The organism is Brachybacterium subflavum (assembly GCF_009299795.1).
Classification (GTDB): Bacteria; Actinomycetota; Actinomycetes; order Actinomycetales; family Dermabacteraceae; genus Brachybacterium; species Brachybacterium subflavum.
In genome coordinates, this window is record NZ_VIGP01000002.1 from 534,198 (window position 1) to 553,001 (window position 18,804).

General features: G+C 74.1%; 14 protein-coding genes and 1 riboswitch. Of the genes, 6 read left to right on the forward strand and 8 right to left on the reverse strand.

All coding sequences use genetic code 11. From position 1 onward, the window contains the following. Positions 1-342 precede the first annotated feature (342 nt). A complete protein-coding gene (locus FHG10_RS06215; protein ID WP_152352437.1) occupies positions 343-2,487 on the forward strand; it encodes a S9 family peptidase in 2,145 nt (714 codons plus the stop codon). Between the two features lie 479 nt (positions 2,488-2,966). Then, on the forward strand, positions 2,967-4,358 hold the full coding sequence (locus FHG10_RS06220) for an NAD(P)/FAD-dependent oxidoreductase (protein ID WP_152352438.1): 1,392 nt from the start codon (positions 2,967-2,969) through the stop codon (positions 4,356-4,358). 492 nt (positions 4,359-4,850) lie between these two features. On the opposite strand, the gene FHG10_RS06225 is transcribed toward FHG10_RS06220, so the two are convergent. The 7 genes from FHG10_RS06225 to FHG10_RS06255 all read right to left on the reverse strand — a co-directional run bounded on the left by FHG10_RS06225 (position 4,851) and on the right by FHG10_RS06255 (position 13,019). Further along, positions 4,851-5,693, reverse strand: coding sequence for a DUF559 domain-containing protein (locus FHG10_RS06225; protein WP_152352439.1), 843 nt, complete (start codon positions 5,691-5,693; stop codon positions 4,851-4,853). Between the two features lie 352 nt (positions 5,694-6,045). Beyond that, the gene (gene ribH / locus FHG10_RS06230; protein ID WP_152352440.1) at positions 6,046-6,597 is read right to left on the reverse strand and encodes a 6,7-dimethyl-8-ribityllumazine synthase; all 552 of its coding nucleotides are present in this window, start codon (positions 6,595-6,597) and stop codon (positions 6,046-6,048) included. Continuing rightward, positions 6,594-8,066 (reverse strand): 3,4-dihydroxy-2-butanone-4-phosphate synthase, encoded by a 1,473-nt coding sequence (gene ribB, locus FHG10_RS06235; RefSeq protein ID WP_152352441.1) that lies wholly within the window; start codon positions 8,064-8,066, stop codon positions 6,594-6,596. Before ribB ends, ribH begins: the two co-directional genes overlap by 4 nt. After that, the gene (locus tag FHG10_RS06240) at positions 8,063-8,692 is read right to left on the reverse strand and encodes a riboflavin synthase (protein WP_152352442.1); all 630 of its coding nucleotides are present in this window, start codon (positions 8,690-8,692) and stop codon (positions 8,063-8,065) included. Before FHG10_RS06240 ends, ribB begins: the two co-directional genes overlap by 4 nt. Positions 8,693-8,852: 160 nt before the next feature. Next, complete coding sequence (locus FHG10_RS06245; protein ID WP_319803203.1) at positions 8,853-10,085, reverse strand: bifunctional diaminohydroxyphosphoribosylaminopyrimidine deaminase/5-amino-6-(5-phosphoribosylamino)uracil reductase RibD; 1,233 nt, start codon at positions 10,083-10,085, stop codon at positions 8,853-8,855. Positions 10,086-10,181: 96 nt separating this feature from the next. Further along, positions 10,182-10,309, reverse strand: a riboswitch (FMN riboswitch). A 77-nt stretch (positions 10,310-10,386) separates the two neighbouring features. Beyond that, on the reverse strand, positions 10,387-11,856 hold the full coding sequence (locus FHG10_RS06250; protein WP_227488070.1) for a cytochrome P450: 1,470 nt from the start codon (positions 11,854-11,856) through the stop codon (positions 10,387-10,389). Next, positions 11,853-13,019, reverse strand: coding sequence for a polyprenyl synthetase family protein (locus FHG10_RS06255; protein ID WP_193636210.1), 1,167 nt, complete (start codon positions 13,017-13,019; stop codon positions 11,853-11,855). Before FHG10_RS06255 ends, FHG10_RS06250 begins: the two co-directional genes overlap by 4 nt. Positions 13,020-13,169: 150 nt before the next feature. On the opposite strand from FHG10_RS06255, the gene FHG10_RS06260 reads away from it, so the two are divergent. From FHG10_RS06260 to FHG10_RS06275, 4 genes are read left to right on the forward strand one after another with little or no spacing between them, the layout of a single operon-like run. Continuing rightward, complete coding sequence (locus FHG10_RS06260) at positions 13,170-13,805, forward strand: MarR family winged helix-turn-helix transcriptional regulator (protein WP_152352444.1); 636 nt, start codon at positions 13,170-13,172, stop codon at positions 13,803-13,805. Continuing rightward, positions 13,795-14,154, forward strand: a complete 360-nt coding sequence (locus FHG10_RS06265; protein WP_152352445.1) for a lycopene cyclase domain-containing protein — start codon at positions 13,795-13,797, stop codon at positions 14,152-14,154. Before FHG10_RS06260 ends, FHG10_RS06265 begins: the two co-directional genes overlap by 11 nt. Further along, the gene (locus FHG10_RS06270; RefSeq protein WP_152352446.1) at positions 14,147-14,545 is read left to right on the forward strand and encodes a lycopene cyclase domain-containing protein; all 399 of its coding nucleotides are present in this window, start codon (positions 14,147-14,149) and stop codon (positions 14,543-14,545) included. Before FHG10_RS06265 ends, FHG10_RS06270 begins: the two co-directional genes overlap by 8 nt. Continuing rightward, positions 14,542-16,188 carry an FAD-dependent oxidoreductase gene (locus tag FHG10_RS06275; RefSeq protein WP_152352447.1) on the forward strand — a complete coding sequence of 549 codons (1,647 nt, stop codon included), beginning with the start codon at positions 14,542-14,544 and terminating at the stop codon, positions 16,186-16,188. The genes FHG10_RS06270 and FHG10_RS06275 overlap by 4 nt, the downstream gene beginning before the upstream one ends. On the opposite strand, the gene crtI is transcribed toward FHG10_RS06275, so the two are convergent. Then, the gene (gene crtI / locus FHG10_RS18455; RefSeq protein ID WP_152352448.1) at positions 16,185-18,791 is read right to left on the reverse strand and encodes a phytoene desaturase family protein; all 2,607 of its coding nucleotides are present in this window, start codon (positions 18,789-18,791) and stop codon (positions 16,185-16,187) included. The two genes, FHG10_RS06275 and crtI, sit on opposite strands and share 4 nt — an antisense overlap. Positions 18,792-18,804: the final 13 nt, after the last annotated feature.

Consider the following 18,804-nt stretch of genomic DNA (forward strand, 5'->3'; position numbering starts at 1 on the left):
TGGGCCGGTCGGGGCTGCTCGTGGGCGGTCCCGGTGCGAATCCCCGGTCAGCCGCACGGATCCCTCCGGCTCTGGCGGCGGCGCGGACCGGCGATCGCATCGATCGGCACGCGCTGCGATGCCTCGTCGACCGTAGGGTGCCGCGCGCCCCACCTCAAACCGCGGAGGCCGACGAAACCTCTCATACCAGGAGGAAGCGGCGCGACAGCGCGCGCCGTCGGGCGGCACCTCTGCGTGGCGTCGCGGGCGGTCAGCGCCGCTTTTCGCCGACGAGCGCCGCGTGAACGGTCACGATCCCGTCACGATCGGGCCCTGCTCGCCCCGCGCTGTAGGTTCGAGGGCGTGCACCCCTCCGACATCCGCCACCTGCTCTCCGTCTCCGCGCCGGCCCTCGCTCCCGACGCGACGTTCGCGATCGTCGCCGTGTCCCATCCGGATGAGGGCGCCGACCGCAGCGTCGGCCAGCTCTGGCGCATCGAGCTCGACGGCGCCCGGCGCCGCCACGGAGCGCCGCGACAGGAGACCGGTGCGCGCCGGCGCCTGACCCGCGGGATCTCCGACTCCGCGCCGCACCTCTCCCCCGACGGCTCCGTCCTGGCCTTCCTGCGGCCCGACGCGCGCGGTCGCGCGCAGATCCATCTCCTGGACCCCCGCGGCGGCGAGCCGATGCAGGTCACGGACGCCCCGCTGGGCGTCGGACAGTTCGTCTTCTCGCCCGACGGCTCCCGCCTCGCGTTCCTCGCGCGGGTCCCGGAGCCCGGCCGCTGCGGCACCGTCGAGGGGATCGGCCCCGATGCGGAGCCCGCACGCCGCGTGGACAGCGTGCGCTGGCTCGCCAACGGCGTGGGCTGGAGCATCGATCGGCCCCGCCAGGTGCACGTCCTCGACCTGCCTCCCCTGGACGACGAGCCCGAGTACCCGCAGGCGCCGCGGGTCGAGAGCGGCACCGCCGAAGGCGACGCCGGGGCTCGCGGGTCCGACGGGGACGCCCGCACGTCCCGCGCGGCCCGGCAGATCACCGAGGGGACGGACGACCACACGGCGCTCGCCTTCGCCGCCGACGGCACGCGCGTGCTCGCGGTGCGCGACCGCCTCGAGTCCGACGAGCGCGATCTGCGCTCGGTGCTCGTCGCGATCGCTGCCGAGGCCCCGTCGGCCACATCGATCCTGCTCGAGGAGACGGACGGCCTCTCGATCGACCAGCTCGTCGCACTCCCCGGCGGCGCCCTCGCCCTGCTCGCCTCCGAGCCCGTCGACGGCCGGGATGCGATCGCGCCGGACCGCGCCCTCTGGCTGCTGGACCCGCCGAGCGGCTCCGCGCCCGCCCGCCCGCGCCGGATCACCGACCCCGACCAGCTCGAGCTGACCACGGCCGGACCGCTCGTCGCGGCGGGCGATCGGGTGCTGGTCCACGAGCTGACGCGCGGACGCATCCATCTGCACCTGGTCTCCCGCGACGGCTCCACGCAGGAGGTGCTCGGCGGGGACCTCGAGGCGCACGGCGCCGCGGCCGTCTCCCCGCTCGGGCAGGCCGGCGAGGTCGTGGTCCTCGCCGCCGTCTCGACCCCCTCCAGTGCGGGCGAGCTCGTGCAGGTGCGGGTCCCGGCGCCGGGCGAATCCGTCGGGGACGCGGCGCGGGCCCTGCCATCGGCCCCTCGCGTGCTCACCGACCTCGGAGCCGACCTGCGCTCCACCGCGCTCGTCGTCCCGCGCGAGCTCGAGGTGACCGGCCGCGATGGTTACCCGGTCCACGGCTGGCTCGCACTGCCCGAGGGCGAGGGCCCCTTCCCCGTGATCCTCATGATCCACGGCGGCCCGTTCTCCCACTACGGCGTCGGCGTGTTCGACGAGGTGCAGGTGCTCGCGGGCGCCGGGTTCGCCGTCGCCTACTGCAATCCGCGCGGCTCCGCCGGGTACGGGCGTGCGCACGGCCGCGCGATCAGGCACCGGATGGGCACCGACGACTTCGCCGACGTCCTCGACTTCCTCGAGGGCGCGATCGCGGCCGACGCCGAGGACCGTCCGGGCCGGCTCGATGCCTCGCGCCTGGGGATCATGGGCGGCTCCTACGGCGGCTTCCTCACCGCGTGGACCATCGCCCACGACCATCGCTTCGCGGCGGCGATCGTGGAGCGCGGCTTCCTGGACCCTGCGAGCTTCCAGGGCACGAGCGACATCGGCTCGTACTTCGGCGACGAGTACGTGGGCACGGACCCGGCCGACATCGCCCGGCAGAGCCCGTTCGCGCACGTCGGCGACGTGCGCACGCCCACCTTCGTCATCCACTCCGAGCAGGATCTGCGCTGCCCGCTCGAGCAGGGCACCCGCTATTTCTCCGCGCTGCGCCGCCACGGGGTGCTGTCCTCGATGCTGGTGTTCCCCGGGGAGGACCACGAGCTCACGCGCTCCGGCCGTCCCCGGCACCGCCTGCAGCGCTTCGCCGCGATCCAGGAGTGGTGGGAGCAGGCATTCGGCGGCCAGGCGTGAGCGCCCGCCCGGCAGCCGGTCGTGAGCGGAGGCTCAGCGGCCGCTCGTGAGCGCCTCCCGGGCCAGCGCCGCGAGCCGCAGCGCCTGGGGAGATCGGCGAGGATGCCGTCGGGGAGGGAGAAGGGTGCGGGCATGTGGTCTCCTCGGTCCGCGGGGCCGAGGGGCGACGGATCGGCGGGCTCGGCCGTCGTCGGGCGGGGTCCAGTTCGCCCGGATCAGTGCGCCCGCGCGTCGCGGGTGCCACACTGGTGGCGCGCGGGAGGTGATCGCCTTCTCTTTCCGCGCCCGGGGTGGGGACCGCGATGCGGGAAAGGATTAGCATCGATCCGGCCCTCGATACCGTCGTGGAGGACAGCCTCCGGGGACGCGGTCGAAGCTCACGTCGCCTCGGTATGTCCGCCCGCCGAGATCCTCGCGCCCGCCAACCCCCAGGCGTGCCCGCCGCCGACACGTCTCCATCCCGTCCATCGAGGAGAAAGATGTTCGAGTTCCCCTTCGGCAGCCGCCGGACCGTTCCTGCCAAGGACGGCGCGAGCTGGCCTCACGTCATCATCATCGGCGGTGGCTTCGCCGGCGCCAACGCCGTGCTGGGCCTGCGCGACACCCGTGTGCGCGTCACCCTCATCGACCGCAACGTCTACAAGACGTTCCAGCCGCTGCTGTACCAGGTCGCGACCGCGGGCCTGAACCCGGGCGACGTCACCATGTTCCTGCGCGGCCTCTCGCTGAACGTGCCGAACATGCGCTACCGCCAGGGCGAGGTCGTGGGCGTCGACCCGGAGCAGAAGGTGGTCCGCCTCGAGAACGGCACGAACAGCCCCGACGAGCTGTCCTACGACTACCTGGTCCTCGCCAACGGCGCCACCACCACGTACTTCGGCACCCCCGGCGCCGAGGAGCACGCGATGCCGATGTACACGCGCTCCCAGGCCATCGCAATCCGCGACCGCGTGTTCTCCGAGCTCGAGCGCACGAGCCGCGTCGAGGACACCGACCGCGTGCACGTGTCGATCGTCGGCGGCGGGCCGACGGGCGTGGAGATCGCCGGCGCCCTCGCGGACTTCCGCATGCAGGAGCTGGACATCCTCTACCCGGAGATGGACCCGGGCACCCTCCAGATCACGCTCCTGCAGCGCGGCGGCGAGCTCATCAAGGAGTTCCGCGAGGAGTTCCGCGAGTACGCGGCCGAGGAGCTCGAGGCCCGCGGCGTCGAGCTGCGACTGGGCCACGGCGTGAAGTCCGTGGGCTACGACTTCGTCGAGCTGGACGACGGCTCGATCCTCGAGTCGGACATCACCGTGTGGGCCGCGGGCGTCGCCATCGCCGAGACCGTCAAGGCCTGGGGTCTGCCCCAGGACAAGCGCGGCCGCCTCGACGTCGACGAGAACCTGCAGGTCAAGGGCTTCCCCGGCGTGTACGCGGCCGGCGACATCGCCGGCGGCGAGAACGCCCTCCCCCAGCTCGCGCAGCCCGCCATCCAGTCCGGCCGCGCCGTCGCCCGCATGATCGACGCCGACGTCCGCGCCCAGGGCAAGGGCAAGAAGCCCTTCCACTACGTGGACCTGGGCACCATGGCCACGATCGGCCGCCGCGCCGCGATCACCGAGCTGCCCGACCTCCCGATCGCCGGCTCGATCGGCCTCTCCGGCACGGTGGGCTGGTTCGCCTGGCTGGGCGTGCACGTCACCAAGCTGCTGGGGCACCGCAACCAGCGCGCGGTCTCGATGAACCTGCTGAGCCTGTACGCCGGCACCCGCGCCACCCACCAGCCGAACCCTGTGATCGGCGAGGTCGACTCGGTCGCCGCCGCCACGACCTTCCGTGAAGAGGCCCAGAACCGCCTGTTCGGCCCCGACAAGCAGCACAGCTGACCCCGGTCCGGCCGCCTGCCTGACTGATACCGACGGTTGCCCGGGCGCTGCTGACTGCCCGGGCGCGGCTGATTGCCCGGCGAGGCCGACCGCCTGACCGACGCGCCTGGCCGCTGCCAGCGCGGTCGCGCCGTCTGTCTCGGCGTCCCTGATCTGCGAAGCCCGGGGCCCCGGTCGCGGTATCGAGCGGGGGCGTGCACTACGCGTAGTCAGAGGTCGGGCGACGTGCTCTATTCGTCGTGACCCGACCTCCTACGACGCGAAGTGCACGGGAGCTCTGGAGACCCGCGAGATCAGCGCCAACGTCGCGTCGCGTCCCCGATCTCCGGCCGCACCCTGACCTCATGTCCCATGCACCCACGCGCGGTCACGCCCTCCGGGCCACCGCGTGTTCTCACATCCGCCGCGATGCCGTGACACTGCCACTGTGACGCCATCGCACCGGGACCCTCCGCAGCGCTCCGCGTACCGGCCTGCCCTGACGCTTCGACCTCACCGCAGAGATCTGCGCTTGCGGTGCAGGCGATGGGCGACGATGGACTTCAGGAGCTCCCGGGTCCGTTCCCACTCCTCCATGACGTCCTCCCAGGTCAGCCGCAGGACCACGTAACCCAGCGCGATCAGCAGCTGATCCCGGCGCCGATCCTCCGCATACGCCTCCGGGTCCGTGTGGTACCTGGCGCTGTCGCACTCGATGATCAGGCGCTCACCCACACGGATGTCGGTGCTGCCCACGCCGTCGACGAACCACTGCGGCTCGACCCGGACTCCCAGGCGCTGCAGGTACCTGCGCACGCGGGTCTCGGTGCCCGACTGCGCACGCGGGTCGATGATGCCGATGCTCCCGCGCAGCTTCACGGGCAGGCCCGCGAGCACCTCGCCGATGTCATCCGCGCTCAGCAGCCCCTGGTTCGCCACGGATTCGAGAGCGATCGCCGCATCCTCCGCCCCGCGGCAGCGCGCAAGGTGGCCCAATGCGATGCGGATCGGCATGATCGGTTCGAAGTCGGGCCAACGATGCTGGTACTGGTGCGCCACGACATCGCGATCAGAGGTACGCGGCTTCTGACCACGCAGGGTCGCCACATGCAGCTTCTCGTCGCGCACCACCCAGACCCCGTGCAATTCCAGAGCGTCGCCGCAGGTGAGGCGGGCCCCGATCTTCAAGGCACGGGCAACGTTCTCGGGAGTCTCCGGCGTTCCGTACCACCCCCGACCGAGCTGGGTGAGCGCCCCCTGCGCGATCTGTCGCGCGATCACCCGTCGGGAGTACCCGCTGTCCTCGCGCACGGACGACGGGATCACGTGCAATTCCTTCTTGTGCTCCGATTCCATGTCGCGGAGCCTCTGCCGCGCACAGGGCCTGCACCAGTCCTGGGCGCCGATTGTGGATGACGGCGTGCGCCCCCGCGTTGTGGAGGACTCGCGGTGCACGCCTTGCTGACGTTCCGGCGGGGCCCCGACAGGCACGGTGCCCCGGCTGCGGCGGGTCTCCAGCGGGGGCGTGCACTACGCGTAGTCAGAGATCGGGTGACGTGCTCTATTCGTCGTGACCCGACCTCCTGCTACGCGAAGTGCACGGGTCGGCCGAAGACCCGCGCGAAGACCCGTGCGAAGACCCCCGTAACGGTGCCACGAGTCCGGGCGGACGAGCACTCAGTGCGCTCGTCCACCCGCGCCCGCGCTCTCAGTCGACCCCAGCGAGGCGGAAGCCGACGCCTCCGGCGCGGGCCGACGACCTGCCGATCGGACGGCCCGAGCTCTCCGCCTCCTCCTGCAGGCGCCGGGTGATGTTGGCCGTGGCGACGGCCGCCTCCGCGGCCTCCGCCCCCTTGTCCTCGATCGAGCCGGGGAGGCCCGCACGGTCGAGCGCCTGCTGCTCGGTGTCGCAGGTCAGCAGCCCGAATCCGACCGGGATCCCTGTGCGCAGGGTGACGTCGGTGAGGCCCTGGGTCGCGGCCTGGCACACGTATTCGAAGTGCGGCGTGCCGCCGCGGATCACGGTGCCGAGCGCGACGACCGCGTCCGCGGTGGCCGCGGCGTGGAGGGCGGCGACCGGCAGTTCGAACGAGCCCGGGACGCGCACCAGGTCCACGGAGCTGACCCGTGCCTTCTCGAGCGCCCGGGCAGCTCCGTCGATCAGTCCGTTCATGATCTGCTCGTGCCAGCTGGCGGCGACGATCACGACCCTCAGGTCGCTGCCGTCCGTGTTCAGCTGGGGTGCTCCTTCTCCGCTCATGACTGGGTGGTCCTTCCAGTAGTGGTGGTGAGTGCTGCTGTGGTCGTGGTCGTGGTCGCGGCGGTGGTGGCAGTCGTGGCCGTGGTCGAGGCCGCGCCCGAGGTGGTTGTCGCGGCGGTCGCGGCGCCGGCCGGGTCCAGAGGGATGAGGTGTCCCATCGCCTCGGCCTTGGTGCGCAGGTAGCGGGCGTTGTGCTCGGTGCGGCCGACGAGCAGCCGGGTCGTGCGCACCACGTCGATCCCGTGCCGCGCGAGCTCGTAGGCCTTCTGCGGGTTGTTGGTGAGCAGGTCGACGCGGTCGAGGCCGAGGTCGCGCAGGATCTCGGCCGCCGCGCCGTACTCGCGCAGGTCGCCCTCGAAGCCCCGCTCGATGTTCGCGGTGAGGGTGTCGAATCCGTGGTCCTGCAGGTCGTAGGCGGCGATCTTCTCGAGCAGGCCGATGCCGCGGCCCTCGTGCCCGCGCAGGTAGACGACGGCGCCGCCGTGCTCCGCCACCCGGCGCAGCGACTCCTCGAGCTGCGGCCCGCACTCGCAGCGCAGCGAACCGAGCGCCTCCCCCGTCAGGCACTCCGAATGCACGCGGACGAGCGCCGAGGACGACTCGACCGGCACGACGGCGGCGTCGGCGGTGGAGGCCGATCCCGATGTCGCGTCGAGCTCCGCCCCCGAGGCGACGGTGTGCCCGGGGGCATCCGCCACGAGAGCGACGTGGTCGGCGCCGGTGCGCAGATCGCGATAACCGTGGATCCGGAACGCGCCATGGCGCGTCGGGAGGTCGGCGCTGCCCGTGTGCTCGACGCGAGCCGGTCGTTGCGCCGGCTCGTCGGCCAGGTGCTCGACCAGGTCGGCGATCGTGAGCAGCACGAGTCCGTCGTCGGCCGCGAGAGCGCTCGCCTCCTCCAGGCGCATGACCTCGCCGTCGTCGCGGACCAGCTCGCCGATCGCGCCGACGGGCGGGAGACCTGCGGCGCGGCAGAGGTCGACCGCGGCCTCGGTGTGGCCGGGCCGCTCGCCGACCCCGCCCGGGACCGCGCGCAGAGGGATCACGTGGCCGGGGCGGATCAGGTCGCTCGGCACCGCGCGGGGATCGGCGAGGGCGCGCAGGGTCGTGGCGCGGTCGCTGGCGGAGATCCCAGTGGTCACCCCGCGTGCGGCGTCGACGCTCACGGTGTAGGCGGTGCGCAGGGAGTCCTCGGTGCGCGGGACCATCAGCGGCAGCTCGAGGCGGTCGGCGATGTCGCCGGGCATCGGGGCGCACAGATACCCGGAGGTGCGGCGGACCATCCAGCCCACCCAGCGCGGGGTCGCGAGCTCGGCCGAGATGATCGCGTCGACCTCGTTCTCGCGGTCCGCGGAGTCCGCGACGAGCACGGGCCGACCCGCGCGCAGCTCCTCGAGGGCTGCGGCGATGCGCTCGGCCCGCGTCCCGGGGAGCAGGTCGCCGGCTGCCCCTGGCCTCAGCGCGCTCATCGCTGCGCCGCCTCGAGCTCGGCCCCGACGGCGCCGGTCTGCTGCAGGCGCGCGACGTAGCGGGCCAGGACGTCGACCTCGATGTTCACCAGGCCTCCCTCCGCGAGCGCGCCCAGTGTCGTGGCCTCGAGCGTCGCGGGGATGAGGGAGACCCCGAAGGTGTCCTCCCCCGCCGAGGTGACGGTGAGCGAGACGCCGGAGACGGTGATCGATCCCTTCTCGGCGATCAGCGGCGCGAGCGAGGGGTCGATCTCGAAGACGAGGTCGACCCAGCGTCCGCCGTCGCGGCGGCTGCGCAGGGAGGCCACGCCGTCCACGTGACCCTGGACGATGTGTCCGCCGAGGCGGGCGTCGGCCCGCAGCGCGCGCTCGAGGTTCACGCGCGATCCCGGAGCGGCATCGCGCAGGGCGGTGCGGCGCAGGGTCTCGGGGACCGCGTCGACCGCGAAGCCGCCGTCGCCGGCGAGGTCGACGATGGTGAGGCACACGCCGTCCACGGCGATCGAGTCGCCCGGGCGCGCGTCGGAGGCGGCGAGCGGGCCGCGCACATGCAGCCGCGCCTCGCCGCCGGGTTGTGGGGTGAGGGACTCGAGAGTACCGATCTCCTCGACGATGCCGGTGAACATGGCGTCTCCTTCCGGGAGCGGACGACGGGACGTCCGATGGGTCGGTGGGCCGGTGGGCCGGTGGGCCGGTGGGCCGGTGGGTCGGTGATGTGGTGGTGCGGTGCGGCGGTGGGTCAGTGAGGTGGTGGCCTGGTGGCCTAGTGGACCGGGACGGACACGTTCAGGGCGAGGGGTCGCCGCGTCGGGCGATGAGCAGCACGTCCTCGTCGAGGCGGTGCACCTCGCTCGTGCGCCAGCGCGGGGCGTCGGCGAGGGTCGCGACGTCGAGCGCGCCGATCGCGGACCTGCCCGGATCGCCCAGGTGCAGGGGTGCGAGGTAGGCATGGATCTCGTCGACCAGGCCGGCGCGCAGGAATGCCGTCGCGAGCTGCGGGCCTCCCTCGAGGACGGCCCGGCGGACGCCGCGCTCGGCGAGCGCGGCGAGGACCTCGTGCGGATCCCGGGTGCGCAGGTGCACGAAGCGGCCGTCGTCCCCGCGGACCCTGGCGTCCGAAGGCACGTCCCGGAGGCCGACGACCACGCGCAGCGGCTGGTGGCCCGCAGCCGCGGTCGCGGCGGCATCGCCGCCCGACGTCGGGCCGGGGGCGGGCGCGGCCTGCGGGGTCGCTGCGGGGCGGGCGGTGAGCGAGGGGTCGTCGGCCAGCAGGGTGCCGGTGCCCACGAGGATCGCGTCCACCTGGGCCCGGACCGAGTGGGCGTGGGCGCGGGAGGCCTCGCCGGTGATCCAGTGGCTGGTGCCGTCGCCCGCGGCGACCTTTCCGTCGAGACTGGTCGCCGTCTTCAGCACGAGGTGCACGGGCGACGGCCCGCTCTCGGCGCGGTGCGCGTCCTCCGGCGCCGAGGCCGGCGTCGGGGAATCCGCCGCGGCGGTGGTCCGCGCGAACCATCCGGCGACGAGCTCGCGGGACTGCTGCGCGCGCACTCCGCCGACCACGTCGACGCCCGCCGCGGCGAGTGCGCCCGCGCCGCCGCCGGAGGCCGCGCCGGGATCCTCCAGGGCGAACACGAGGCGAGAGATCCCCGCCTCGCGCAGCGCCTCGGCGCAGGGTCCGGTGCGTCCGGTGTGGGCGCAGGGCTCGAGGGTGACCACGGCCGTCGCGCCGCGGGTCGCGCTCCCCCTCGAGCGGGCATCGGCGAGCGCCGCGACCTCGGCGTGGGGTGTGCCGGCGCCGCGATGCCAGCCCTCGCCGAGGGCCGTCCCGTCGGGCGCGAGCAGGACGCAGCCCACGCGGGGGTTCGCGTCATCGGCGGGGCCGCGGGCGGCAAGAGCGAGGGCGCGGTCCATCGCGGCGAGCTCGTCGGGCGTCGCGGCGGCGGCATGCGCGGTTCGCGCCCCGGCGTGCGCGTCAGGCGTCGCGGCGACGGCGCGCGGGGGCGTGCGGTGCTCGTGCACGGAAGCCTCCGGATCGGCGGTGGTCCGGGGCGATGGCACGGCGGCAGAAGCGTCACCGGGGCGGACGACGGCGCACCGACGCCGCGCACAGCGACGCCACATCTCCTCCCATCCGGACTTTTACCGTCGGTCCTGGAGTTCCACCAGGTCAACCGGCTCCCGAGGGAGCCGGGTCGCGGACTGTCACCGCCGGTTCAGAGTTTCACTGACCCCGGAGAATGTGGTTCATTCGCGAGCGAGAGTAGCACCGCGATCCGAGTGCTCGGGAAGTCGGTGTCGCGGTGTGAACGCTGCCCCGCCCTCAGGCACCGCGCGCAGGGAACTCCACCCTCATGCCGTGCACGCGGTATCCCGCGACGACGTCGTCCCAGGCGATCTCGGGAGGACGCACGAGGCGAGGCGCGGCCGCGAGCAGGTGCTCCAGCAGCACCGCCGACTCGGTGATCGCGAGGTGCTCGCCGGGGCAGCGATGGGGCCCGGCGCCGAAGCTGAGCCCGGCCGGCGAGACCCCGCGCGGCAGCGGTCGGCGGGGCCTGATCTCGAGGGGATCCTCCCCCATGACCTGCGCGTCCGCATTGGCGTCCCGGACGTGGACGTCGATCAGGTCGCCGGGCCGGACGTCGGCCGTCGCGGGGCATCCGGGCACGTCGAAGGGCTCCCGGGCGCGGCGGTAGAGGTGCCCGACCACAGGTTCGAGGCGGATGATCTCGCGGAGGATCGCGGCCTTCTCCTCGCGGTCGCCGTGGAGGAACTCCGCGCGCAGCGTCTCGTCGTCCAGAAGGTGCCAGCACGCCATCACGAGGAACTCGCGGGTGGTGATCATCCCGGCGCTCGCGTAGGTGACGCATTCGACGAGGATGTCGGTGCCGCGCGCGCCCTGGTCGAGCAGGTGGCTGATGACGTCGTCGGCAGGGTGTCGGCGTCGGCGGCGGATCGCCGGGCGCACGTCGCGCAGGTGGAAGGCGGCGAGGGGACCCAGTCCGCGGGCGGCGGCGAGGGCCCATTGGGGCAGGGTGCGGCCCCAGCGCGGGCGGGTGAGGTCGACGCCCGGCTGCCGCTGCAGGCGCACGAGCCTGTGCGACATGGCCTCCAGGGGCGAGGCGGTGAGGCCGACGATCTCGCGGCTCACCGCCACCGAGTAGAGCAGTGCGAGCTGACCGAGGTCGCAGCCTCCCTCGCGGACCGCCTCGCCGACGAGGCGGACGGCCTCGCGCTCCATGGTCGCCGCGCTCGAGCGCTCGATGTGCTGCGGGGAGAAGAAGCGGCCGAGGGCGCGGCGCTGGGCGTCGTGGCCGGGCCCGTCGGACAGCAGGATCGGGTGGCGGCGCAGTCGGCCGCTCGGGATCGCCTCGGCGGTGAACCCCGCCTGGGTCGTGCCTCCACGGCGCCGGAGCACCTCGCGCGCCGCCCCGTGGGGACGGATCCGCCAGACGCGCGGGATGCGGGCGGCACCCGTCCGGTCGGCACCAGCCAGGTCGACGCCCGTCCGCTCGACGCCCGTCCGCTCGAGGCCCGTCCGGTCGATGCCGGCCCCGCCGACGCCAGCCAGACCGACGCTCCCCGAGCGCCCCGCTTCCGGCTCCGCCCCGGGGACGCGCGAGCCCCGGAACAGGGACCGCAGGCCGACGGGGCCCGCGCCGGGGATGTCGCTGTGCAGCGGGCAGCCGCGCTCCTCGGGCCGGTCCGAGCGTCGGGCGCCGGGGCCACGGGGACCGGCCCCGCGGGTGGGCTCGCTGCCGGTGGGGTCACTGCCGGTGGGGCCGCGGCTCACCGCGCCCTCCCTTCGAGCTCCTCGATCACGGTGCCGAGCACGCGGGCGGCGGGCGCGGGGATCGCGTCCCCGGCCTCCGCCATGACATCGCGCGCCTGCGCCACCTCACGCGCCACGAGCGCCTGGACGTGCGCCTCGGCGCCGCAGTCCGCGAGCACGGTCCGCACGTGGCGTCCGTCGGGGGTGCAGAGGTCCGCGCGTCCCAGGGCCGCGTCGACGAGCGGCCAGTCCGGCGTGCCGCGGGCGAAGTCGGTGATCGCGGTCTGCTTGCCCTCGCGCAGGTCGGAGCTGGGGTCCTTGCCGTGCTCGGCGGCGGCCCCGAACACGGAGAGGGCGTCGTCCTGATGCTGGAACGCGATGCCGAGGTGCCGCCCGGCGCTCGTGAGCGCCTCGCGCGCGGGATCGGGGGCGCCGGCCAGGACGCAGGCCGCACGCAGCGGCAGCTCGAAGCTGTAGGTCGCCGTCTTCGTGCGGGTCATCTCGGCGATCACGTCCGCGTCGGGGGCGATCACGCCGTCGCTGAGCGAGACGTCGAGGAACTCGCCGACGGCGGACTCGGCGACGGCGTCGCCGAGCGCGTCCAGCAGCGCGAGGCGCTCGGCGCGGGGCAGGTCCGCGCGGGCGAACACCTGGTGGGCCAGCGCGAGCATCTGGTCGCCGACGAGGACGGCGGTGCTGCGGGCCCAGTGGCTGCGGGTCCGGTGGCCGCGTTCCTCGTCCGTTCCCGCAGTGGCCGAGCCCGGGGCGAGCAGGGCGCCGACCAGGTTCGCGCGGCCGCGCCGGGTGAGGTCGTTGTCGATGACATCGTCGTGGAGGAGGAAGGCGAAGTGGAGCACCTCGAGCGCCGCGGCGAGACGCACCGCCTCGGCCCGTTCGGCGACGGGGCGGCCCGTGCGCGAGGGGAGAGCCGCGCTCAGGGCGTCGAACGTCTCCATCAGCAGACGCGGGCGCAGCAGTTTCCCTCCCTGCAGCTGCTCGGCGGCGAGCTCCCAGAGCTGCAGGACCTCGGACCCGTGGCGGCGTGCGCGCCGCGCGCCCTCGTCCATCAGGCGTGCCGTCGCGCGGCGGACGTCCTCGCTCACCGACATGACGCCGGGGTCGTGCGGCGCGGCATCGACGCGGTCCTCGAGGGCATCGATCTCCTCCATCGCCTCGCTGCTCATCTCCACCATCGTCCCCCTGTCTGCACGGTATCCGCACCGCGCGCACCCGCGGATCCCAGCGGCGCCGCGGAGTGACTCAGCATCTCACCTTCCCCGGAAAGATTCCAGCCGTGGAAGCAGAAATCGTCGGCCGGCAGTAGGGTGGCCGCCATGACCGAGCCCGGCACGAGCGACACCGCCGCACCCGAGTCCCCCGCGAGCGCCCGCGGCCGTCGTCCCTGGCGCGTCCACGACCTCGCGGCGAGCGATCCCGATGGGGAGCTCGCCGACCGTTCTGGGCTCGACGAGTCCGCCGAGCATGAGATCGACGAGCTGATGGCGGCGCTCGTCGCCCTGCGCCGGGCCGAGGAGGAGCTCTCCACCGCGTCGCGGGCCTTCATGGACCTCGGCGCGACGGACATGCGCGCGCTGCACTACCTCATCGCCGCCGCCCACACGGGGGAGCTGGCGACGCCGGGGGTCCTCGGCGAGCACCTGGGCATCTCCTCGGGCGCGACGACGAAGCTGCTGGACCGGCTCGCGCGCGGAGGGCACATCACGCGCGGGCACCACCCCGCGGACCGTCGGGCGGTGACGATCGCCGTCTCCCCCTCCACCCGCCGTGCGGCGATGGACTCGATGGGGCGGCAGCAGGCGGGGCGCGTGCGCGCCGCCGCCCGTCTGAGCTCGGCCGAGCGCGGGGCCGTCACCCGTTTCCTGCTCGACATGGCCCGGGAGCTGTCCCCCACCGGCCTGGACTGGGCAGAGGGCGCGACGAGGAGTGCGGGGGCGCCGCATGCACGGTGAGTACCTGATCCTGCTGGGGCTGTGCCTGCTGGTGACTCTGCCGCTCGAGTTCGTGATCGGCGCGCGCGTGCACCGCAGTCCGCGTCGGCTGCTCGCGGCCCTGCTCCCCACCGTGATCATCTTCCTGGTCTGGGACTACGTCGGCATCCACCGCCATCACTGGTGGTACGACCCGGCGAAGATCTCCGGGATCACCCTGCCCGGCGGCATGCCGCTCGAGGAGCTGCTGTTCTTCCTGGTGATCCCGATCTGCGCGCTGCTCACCCTCGAGGCCGTGGAGATCCTGCTCGGCCGGATCCGCCGTCGGGCCCGCCCCGCCGATGAGGAGCGGAGGGCACGGAATGCCTGAGTACACGATCCTCACCGTGTTCGCGCTGGTCGCCGTGCCCGCGCTCGAGCTGCTGTGGCTGCGCACGGGCCTCTTCCGCCGCCCCGCCTACTGGATCTCGATGGCCATCGTGCTGGGCTTCCAGATCCTCGTGGACGGCTGGCTCACGAAGCTCTCCGCCCCGATCGTGCTCTACGACGACGCGATGACCCTGGGCATCCGCTTCCCCTTCGACATCCCCGTCGAGGACTTCGGCTTCGGCGCCGCGATGGTCACGGTGACCATGCTGCTGTGGGTGCGCGCGGGATCGAAGAGCGTGAAGGATGCGGAGGGGTCGGAGGGTCCGGCAGCACCGGTGGTCGACGAAGGGCCGACGGCTTCTGCCGACGGGCGCGAGCGGGCGCGCCGATGAGCGCGCGTCCCGGCCGTGATCGCCGCGCGGTCCTCCATCGCGGGCCGACGGGGCGCGAGAGAGCGCTGCTCAGTCCCGGCGGCGCGCCGACGGCCGGTCACGACGACGCGCCGACGGCGGACGTCGTGGTGATCGGCGGCGGGATCGCCGGCATCTCCGCGGCCACCCTCCTCGCCGAGCGCGGCGTGCGCGTGCACCTGCTGGAGGCCCGTGAGACCTGGGGCGGGCGGGCGCGCTCCTGGGACCTGGGCGAGGGGCGCTCGATGAGCCGCGGCTTCCACGCCTTCTTCCGCCAGTACTACACGCTGCGCCGACTGCTCGCGCGCACCTCCCCCGATCTCGGGATGCTGCGGGACATCGGCGACTATCCGCTGCAGCTCGCCGACGGTCCGCGCGACACCTTCCGCGGCATCCCCCGCACCCCGCCGTGGAGCGTCGCGGCCTTCGCCCTGCGCAGCGACAGCTTCCCGCTGCGGGAGCTCGCGCGGGTCGACGTGCCCCGCGCCCTCGACCTGCTGCGCGTCGACTTCCCCGGCACCTTCCGCGCGCTGGACGGGAAGAGCGCGCAGGACGTCCTCGATGACCTGCGCTTCCCGCACGACGCCCGCCATCTCGCGCTCGAGGTCTTCGCCCGCTCCTTCTTCGCCGACCCGAGCGTTTTCTCCGGCGGGGAGCTGGTGGGCATGTTCCACGCGTACTTCATGGGGTCCGCGGAGGGACTGATCTTCGACGTCCCCGTCGACGCCTACTCCCCCACCCTCTGGGATCCGCTGGTCGAGCGGCTGCGGGGGCTCGGGGCCGACGCGCGCACCGGCGTCGCCGTCCACGGGATCGAGAGCATGCACAGGGCCGATAGCACGCATCGGTTCGAGAGCATGCACGGGGCCGACGGGCCCGTGACGCCGGGCGCCCGCGACCTGCTGGTCTCGACGTCCGAGGGAGAGCTGCACACCGACGCCGTCGTGCTCGCCGCCGATCCCCGCTCCGCGCGAGACCTGCTCGGGGGCACCGCGTCCCCCGTGCCGGGATGGGACGGCTGGCTCGCGCGGGTCGCAGCCCAGCGCAACGCCCCGGCGTTCGCGGTGCTGCGGCTGTGGCTGGACCGCCCGGCCGCGCCCGAGGCCCCCGCGTTCCTGGGGACCAGCGGCTTCGGTCCGCTGGACAACGTCTCGGTGCTCGACCGCTTCGAGCGGACTGCCGGCGACTGGGCGCGTCGCCACGGCGGGAGCGTGGTCGAGCTGCACGCCTACGCGCTCGAGGGATCCCGCACGCCGGCCGACGACGAGCGCCTGCGCGCCGAGCTCCTGCGGCAGCTGCACCGCCTGCACCCCGAGCTCGCGGACGCCCGCATCCTCCACGAGCAGTGGCTGATCGAGGACGACTGCCCGCTGGTCGGCATCGAGCCGTGGGACGAGAGACCCGGCGTCGGCAGCCCGGATGCTCGCCTCGTCGTCGCCGGCGACTGGCTGCGCACCCGCGAGCCGGTCGCCCTCATGGAGCGCGCCGCCCTCACGGGCGTGCAGGCGGCGAACAGCCTGCTCGCCCGCTGGGGCGTGCGCGGCGAGGACTGGTGGACCGTTCCGATGACCGGCGTGCTGCGCAGACCTCACCGGGGCGGACGCGGGCCGCTGCGTCGGCGCTAGATCGCGGGCGGGGAATCGGGCGCGCGCAGCGGCTCCGGCAGGGGCGTGCTGCTCGTGTCCCCGCGCAGGCGCTTGAGCACGTTCTCGGCGCTGATCAGGCACATCGGCACCCCGATGCCCGGCACGGTGGTGCCTCCGGCATAGAGCAGGCCCTCGACCCTGCGGCTGCGGTTGCTGCCGCGCAGGAACGCGGACTGGCGCAGGGTGTGGGCGGGGCCGAGGGCGCTGCCGCGCCAGGAGTGGAAGGCATCGGTGAAGTCCCCGGGACCGACGGTGCGGCGCACCACGACGCGCTCGGCGAGGTCGGGCACGTGCGCCCAGTCGGCGATCTGCGCGATCGCCCGGTCCACGGCCCGCTCGACCTCTGCGTCGCCCGCGCCGTCGATGCCGCCGCGGCCGATGCCCCGGCCGTCGGCCGTCTCCGGGGCGACCGGGATCAGCACGAACAGGTTCTCGTCCCCGGCGGGCGCGACCGACGGGTCGGTGCGCGAGGGTGTGCACACGTAGATGCTCGCGGGGTCCGGGGCCCGGGTCGCCCCCTCGACGCTGCTCGTGGTGATCTGCGCGAAGTTGCGGTCCCAGTCGTCCGTGAACAGGAGCGTGTGGTGCAGCAGCTCGGGCACGCGCCCGCGCACGCCGAGCATCGCGAGCACGGCGCCCGGGCCGGAGGTCCGCGACCTCCAGCTGCGCTCGGGATACGTCTGCAGCGTGCGCGGCAGCAGGGAGGTCTCCGTGTGGTGGAGGTCCGCCGCGGAGACCACGACGTCCGCGTCTATCGCCTCGGTCCCGCCGCTGCCGTCTGCGGGCCGGGCGTCGACTCCGGTCACCCGCGTCCGCCCCAGCTCCGTGGTGCGGATACGCGTCACCTCGACGCCGGTGCGGATCTCGGCGCCGGCATCCTCGGCCAGTCCCCGCAGCACCTCGATGAACCGGGTGAAGCCGCCGCGCGGGTAGCGCACGCCGTCCTCGAGGTCCATGGCGCTCATCAGGTGGTAGAGGCTCGGGGCGGTGCGGGGCGTGGCGCCGAGGAAGACGGCGGGGTAGCCGAGGACCTGGCGCAGACGGGTGTCGGCCACGGTGCGCGCGGCGAGGTCGTGGAGCGATTCGCCCAGCAGGCGGACGAGGGATCCGGCGCGCGGCGCGAGGCGCAGCAGGGTGCGCGCGGGGACGGCCGAGAACGTGGTGTACAGGAAGGAGGAGGTCGCCATCTCGTAGGCGTCGCGCGCGGAGTCCAGGTGGGCGCGCAGGGCGTCGCCGGCGCCGGTCTCCTCGGCCTCGAAGGCGGCGGCGGAGCGCTCGCGGTCGCCGAAGAGGTCCAGCGGGTGCGCGTACTCCTCGCCCAGGACGCGGTAGGCGGGGTCGAGGTCCACGAGGTCCAGGTGGTCCTCGATCCGCTCGCCGAGCAGCGCGAAGTAGTGCTCGAAACACTCGCGCATGAGCCACCAGGAGGGGCCGGTGTCGAAGGTGAAGCCGCCCTCGCGCCAGGTGCCCGCCCGCCCGCCGGCCTCCTGCCCGCGCTCGAGCACGATGACCCGATGCCCTTCGGTCGCGAGCAGTGCGGCCGTGGCGAGCCCCGCGATGCCGCCGCCGATGATCACGACGCGTCGGGCGTCGGCCCGAGGGGCAGGGGCCGAGGCCTTCTCCGAAGCCGGGGCCGCCCCCGCGCGCGCGGCCGGGGCCGGCTCGGGGTCCGCGGCCGCGCCCGCAGCCGGGCCCGCGGAGACCCTGCGCCCCGGGAGGGCGGCGCGTGCGGCGATGAGCGCCTTCTGCGCGGTGGGGACCCGCACGCGCCGTGCGCGCAGGACCTCGGCGGGAGTGCGCCGCAGGCGCGTCGAGAGCGCGGCGAACAGATCGTGGGCGGACTGCACGGCCGCCCTGCTCGAGACGGGCAGGTGGGCGATCGCGCCCTGGGCGCGCGCGAGGTCCTGATCGATGTCGTCGAGCAGGTCGAGCTTCTGGCGCTCGGTGGGCCCGTGCAGGTCGATGCCGGGGAAGTAGGTGCGCCCGCGCCCGTCGGCGTCGTCGCGCAGGTCCCGCAGGAAGTTCACCTTCTGGAAGGCGGCCCCCAGGCTGCGCGCGCCCTCGACGAGCGACGGGCTGGGCTCCACGGGGTGGTCGGCGCCGTCGGTCGCGAAGACGCGCAGGCACATCAGCCCGACCACCTCGGCGGAGCCGTCGACGTAGCGGTCGAAGCTCGCGTCGGTGTGGGAGGTCACCTCGAGATCGGCCCGCATGGAGGCGAAGAAGGGACGGGTGAGGTCGGTGTCGATCCCGCAGGCGCGGGAGGTGGAGGCGAAGGCGTGGATGACGAGATCGGTGCTGAAGCCCGCCGCCATGGCGGCCTCGGTGCGCTCCTCGTAGTCGTCCAGGGCAGCCGCGATCAGGCGTGCGCCGGCGCCGCTGCCGGCCGCGGCGCCGTCGACGATCTCGTCGGCGATCCGCACGAGGGCGTAGATGCTGCGCACGCGGGTGCGCACGGGCTCTCGCAGCAGGCGCGTGGCCAGTCCGAAGCTCGAGGAGTAGCGGCCGATGACGCGCTCGGCGGCGGCCTCGGCGGTGCGGCGGAAGTCGTCGGCCGCCTGCTGCTGGAGGCTGTGCTTCATCAGCGCCTCCGCC

Bases quoted from the DNA above. Each gene is read 5' to 3' on its own strand.
- FHG10_RS06220 (WP_152352438.1), top strand. From the start codon at position 2,967: ATGTTCGAGTTCCCCTTCGGCAGCCGCCGGACCGTTCCTGCCAAGGAC.
- FHG10_RS06225 (WP_152352439.1), bottom strand. From the start codon at position 5,693: ATGGAATCGGAGCACAAGAAGGAATTGCACGTGATCCCGTCGTCCGTG.
- ribH (WP_152352440.1), bottom strand. From the start codon at position 6,597: ATGAGCGGAGAAGGAGCACCCCAGCTGAACACGGACGGCAGCGACCTG.
- ribB (WP_152352441.1), bottom strand. From the start codon at position 8,066: ATGAGCGCGCTGAGGCCAGGGGCAGCCGGCGACCTGCTCCCCGGGACG.
- FHG10_RS06240 (WP_152352442.1), bottom strand. From the start codon at position 8,692: ATGTTCACCGGCATCGTCGAGGAGATCGGTACTCTCGAGTCCCTCACC.
- FHG10_RS06255 (WP_193636210.1), bottom strand. From the start codon at position 13,019: ATGAGCAGCGAGGCGATGGAGGAGATCGATGCCCTCGAGGACCGCGTC.
- FHG10_RS06260 (WP_152352444.1), top strand. From the start codon at position 13,170: ATGACCGAGCCCGGCACGAGCGACACCGCCGCACCCGAGTCCCCCGCG.
- FHG10_RS06265 (WP_152352445.1), top strand. From the start codon at position 13,795: ATGCACGGTGAGTACCTGATCCTGCTGGGGCTGTGCCTGCTGGTGACT.
- FHG10_RS06270 (WP_152352446.1), top strand. From the start codon at position 14,147: ATGCCTGAGTACACGATCCTCACCGTGTTCGCGCTGGTCGCCGTGCCC.
- FHG10_RS06275 (WP_152352447.1), top strand. From the start codon at position 14,542: ATGAGCGCGCGTCCCGGCCGTGATCGCCGCGCGGTCCTCCATCGCGGG.
- crtI (WP_152352448.1), bottom strand. From the start codon at position 18,791: ATGAAGCACAGCCTCCAGCAGCAGGCGGCCGACGACTTCCGCCGCACC.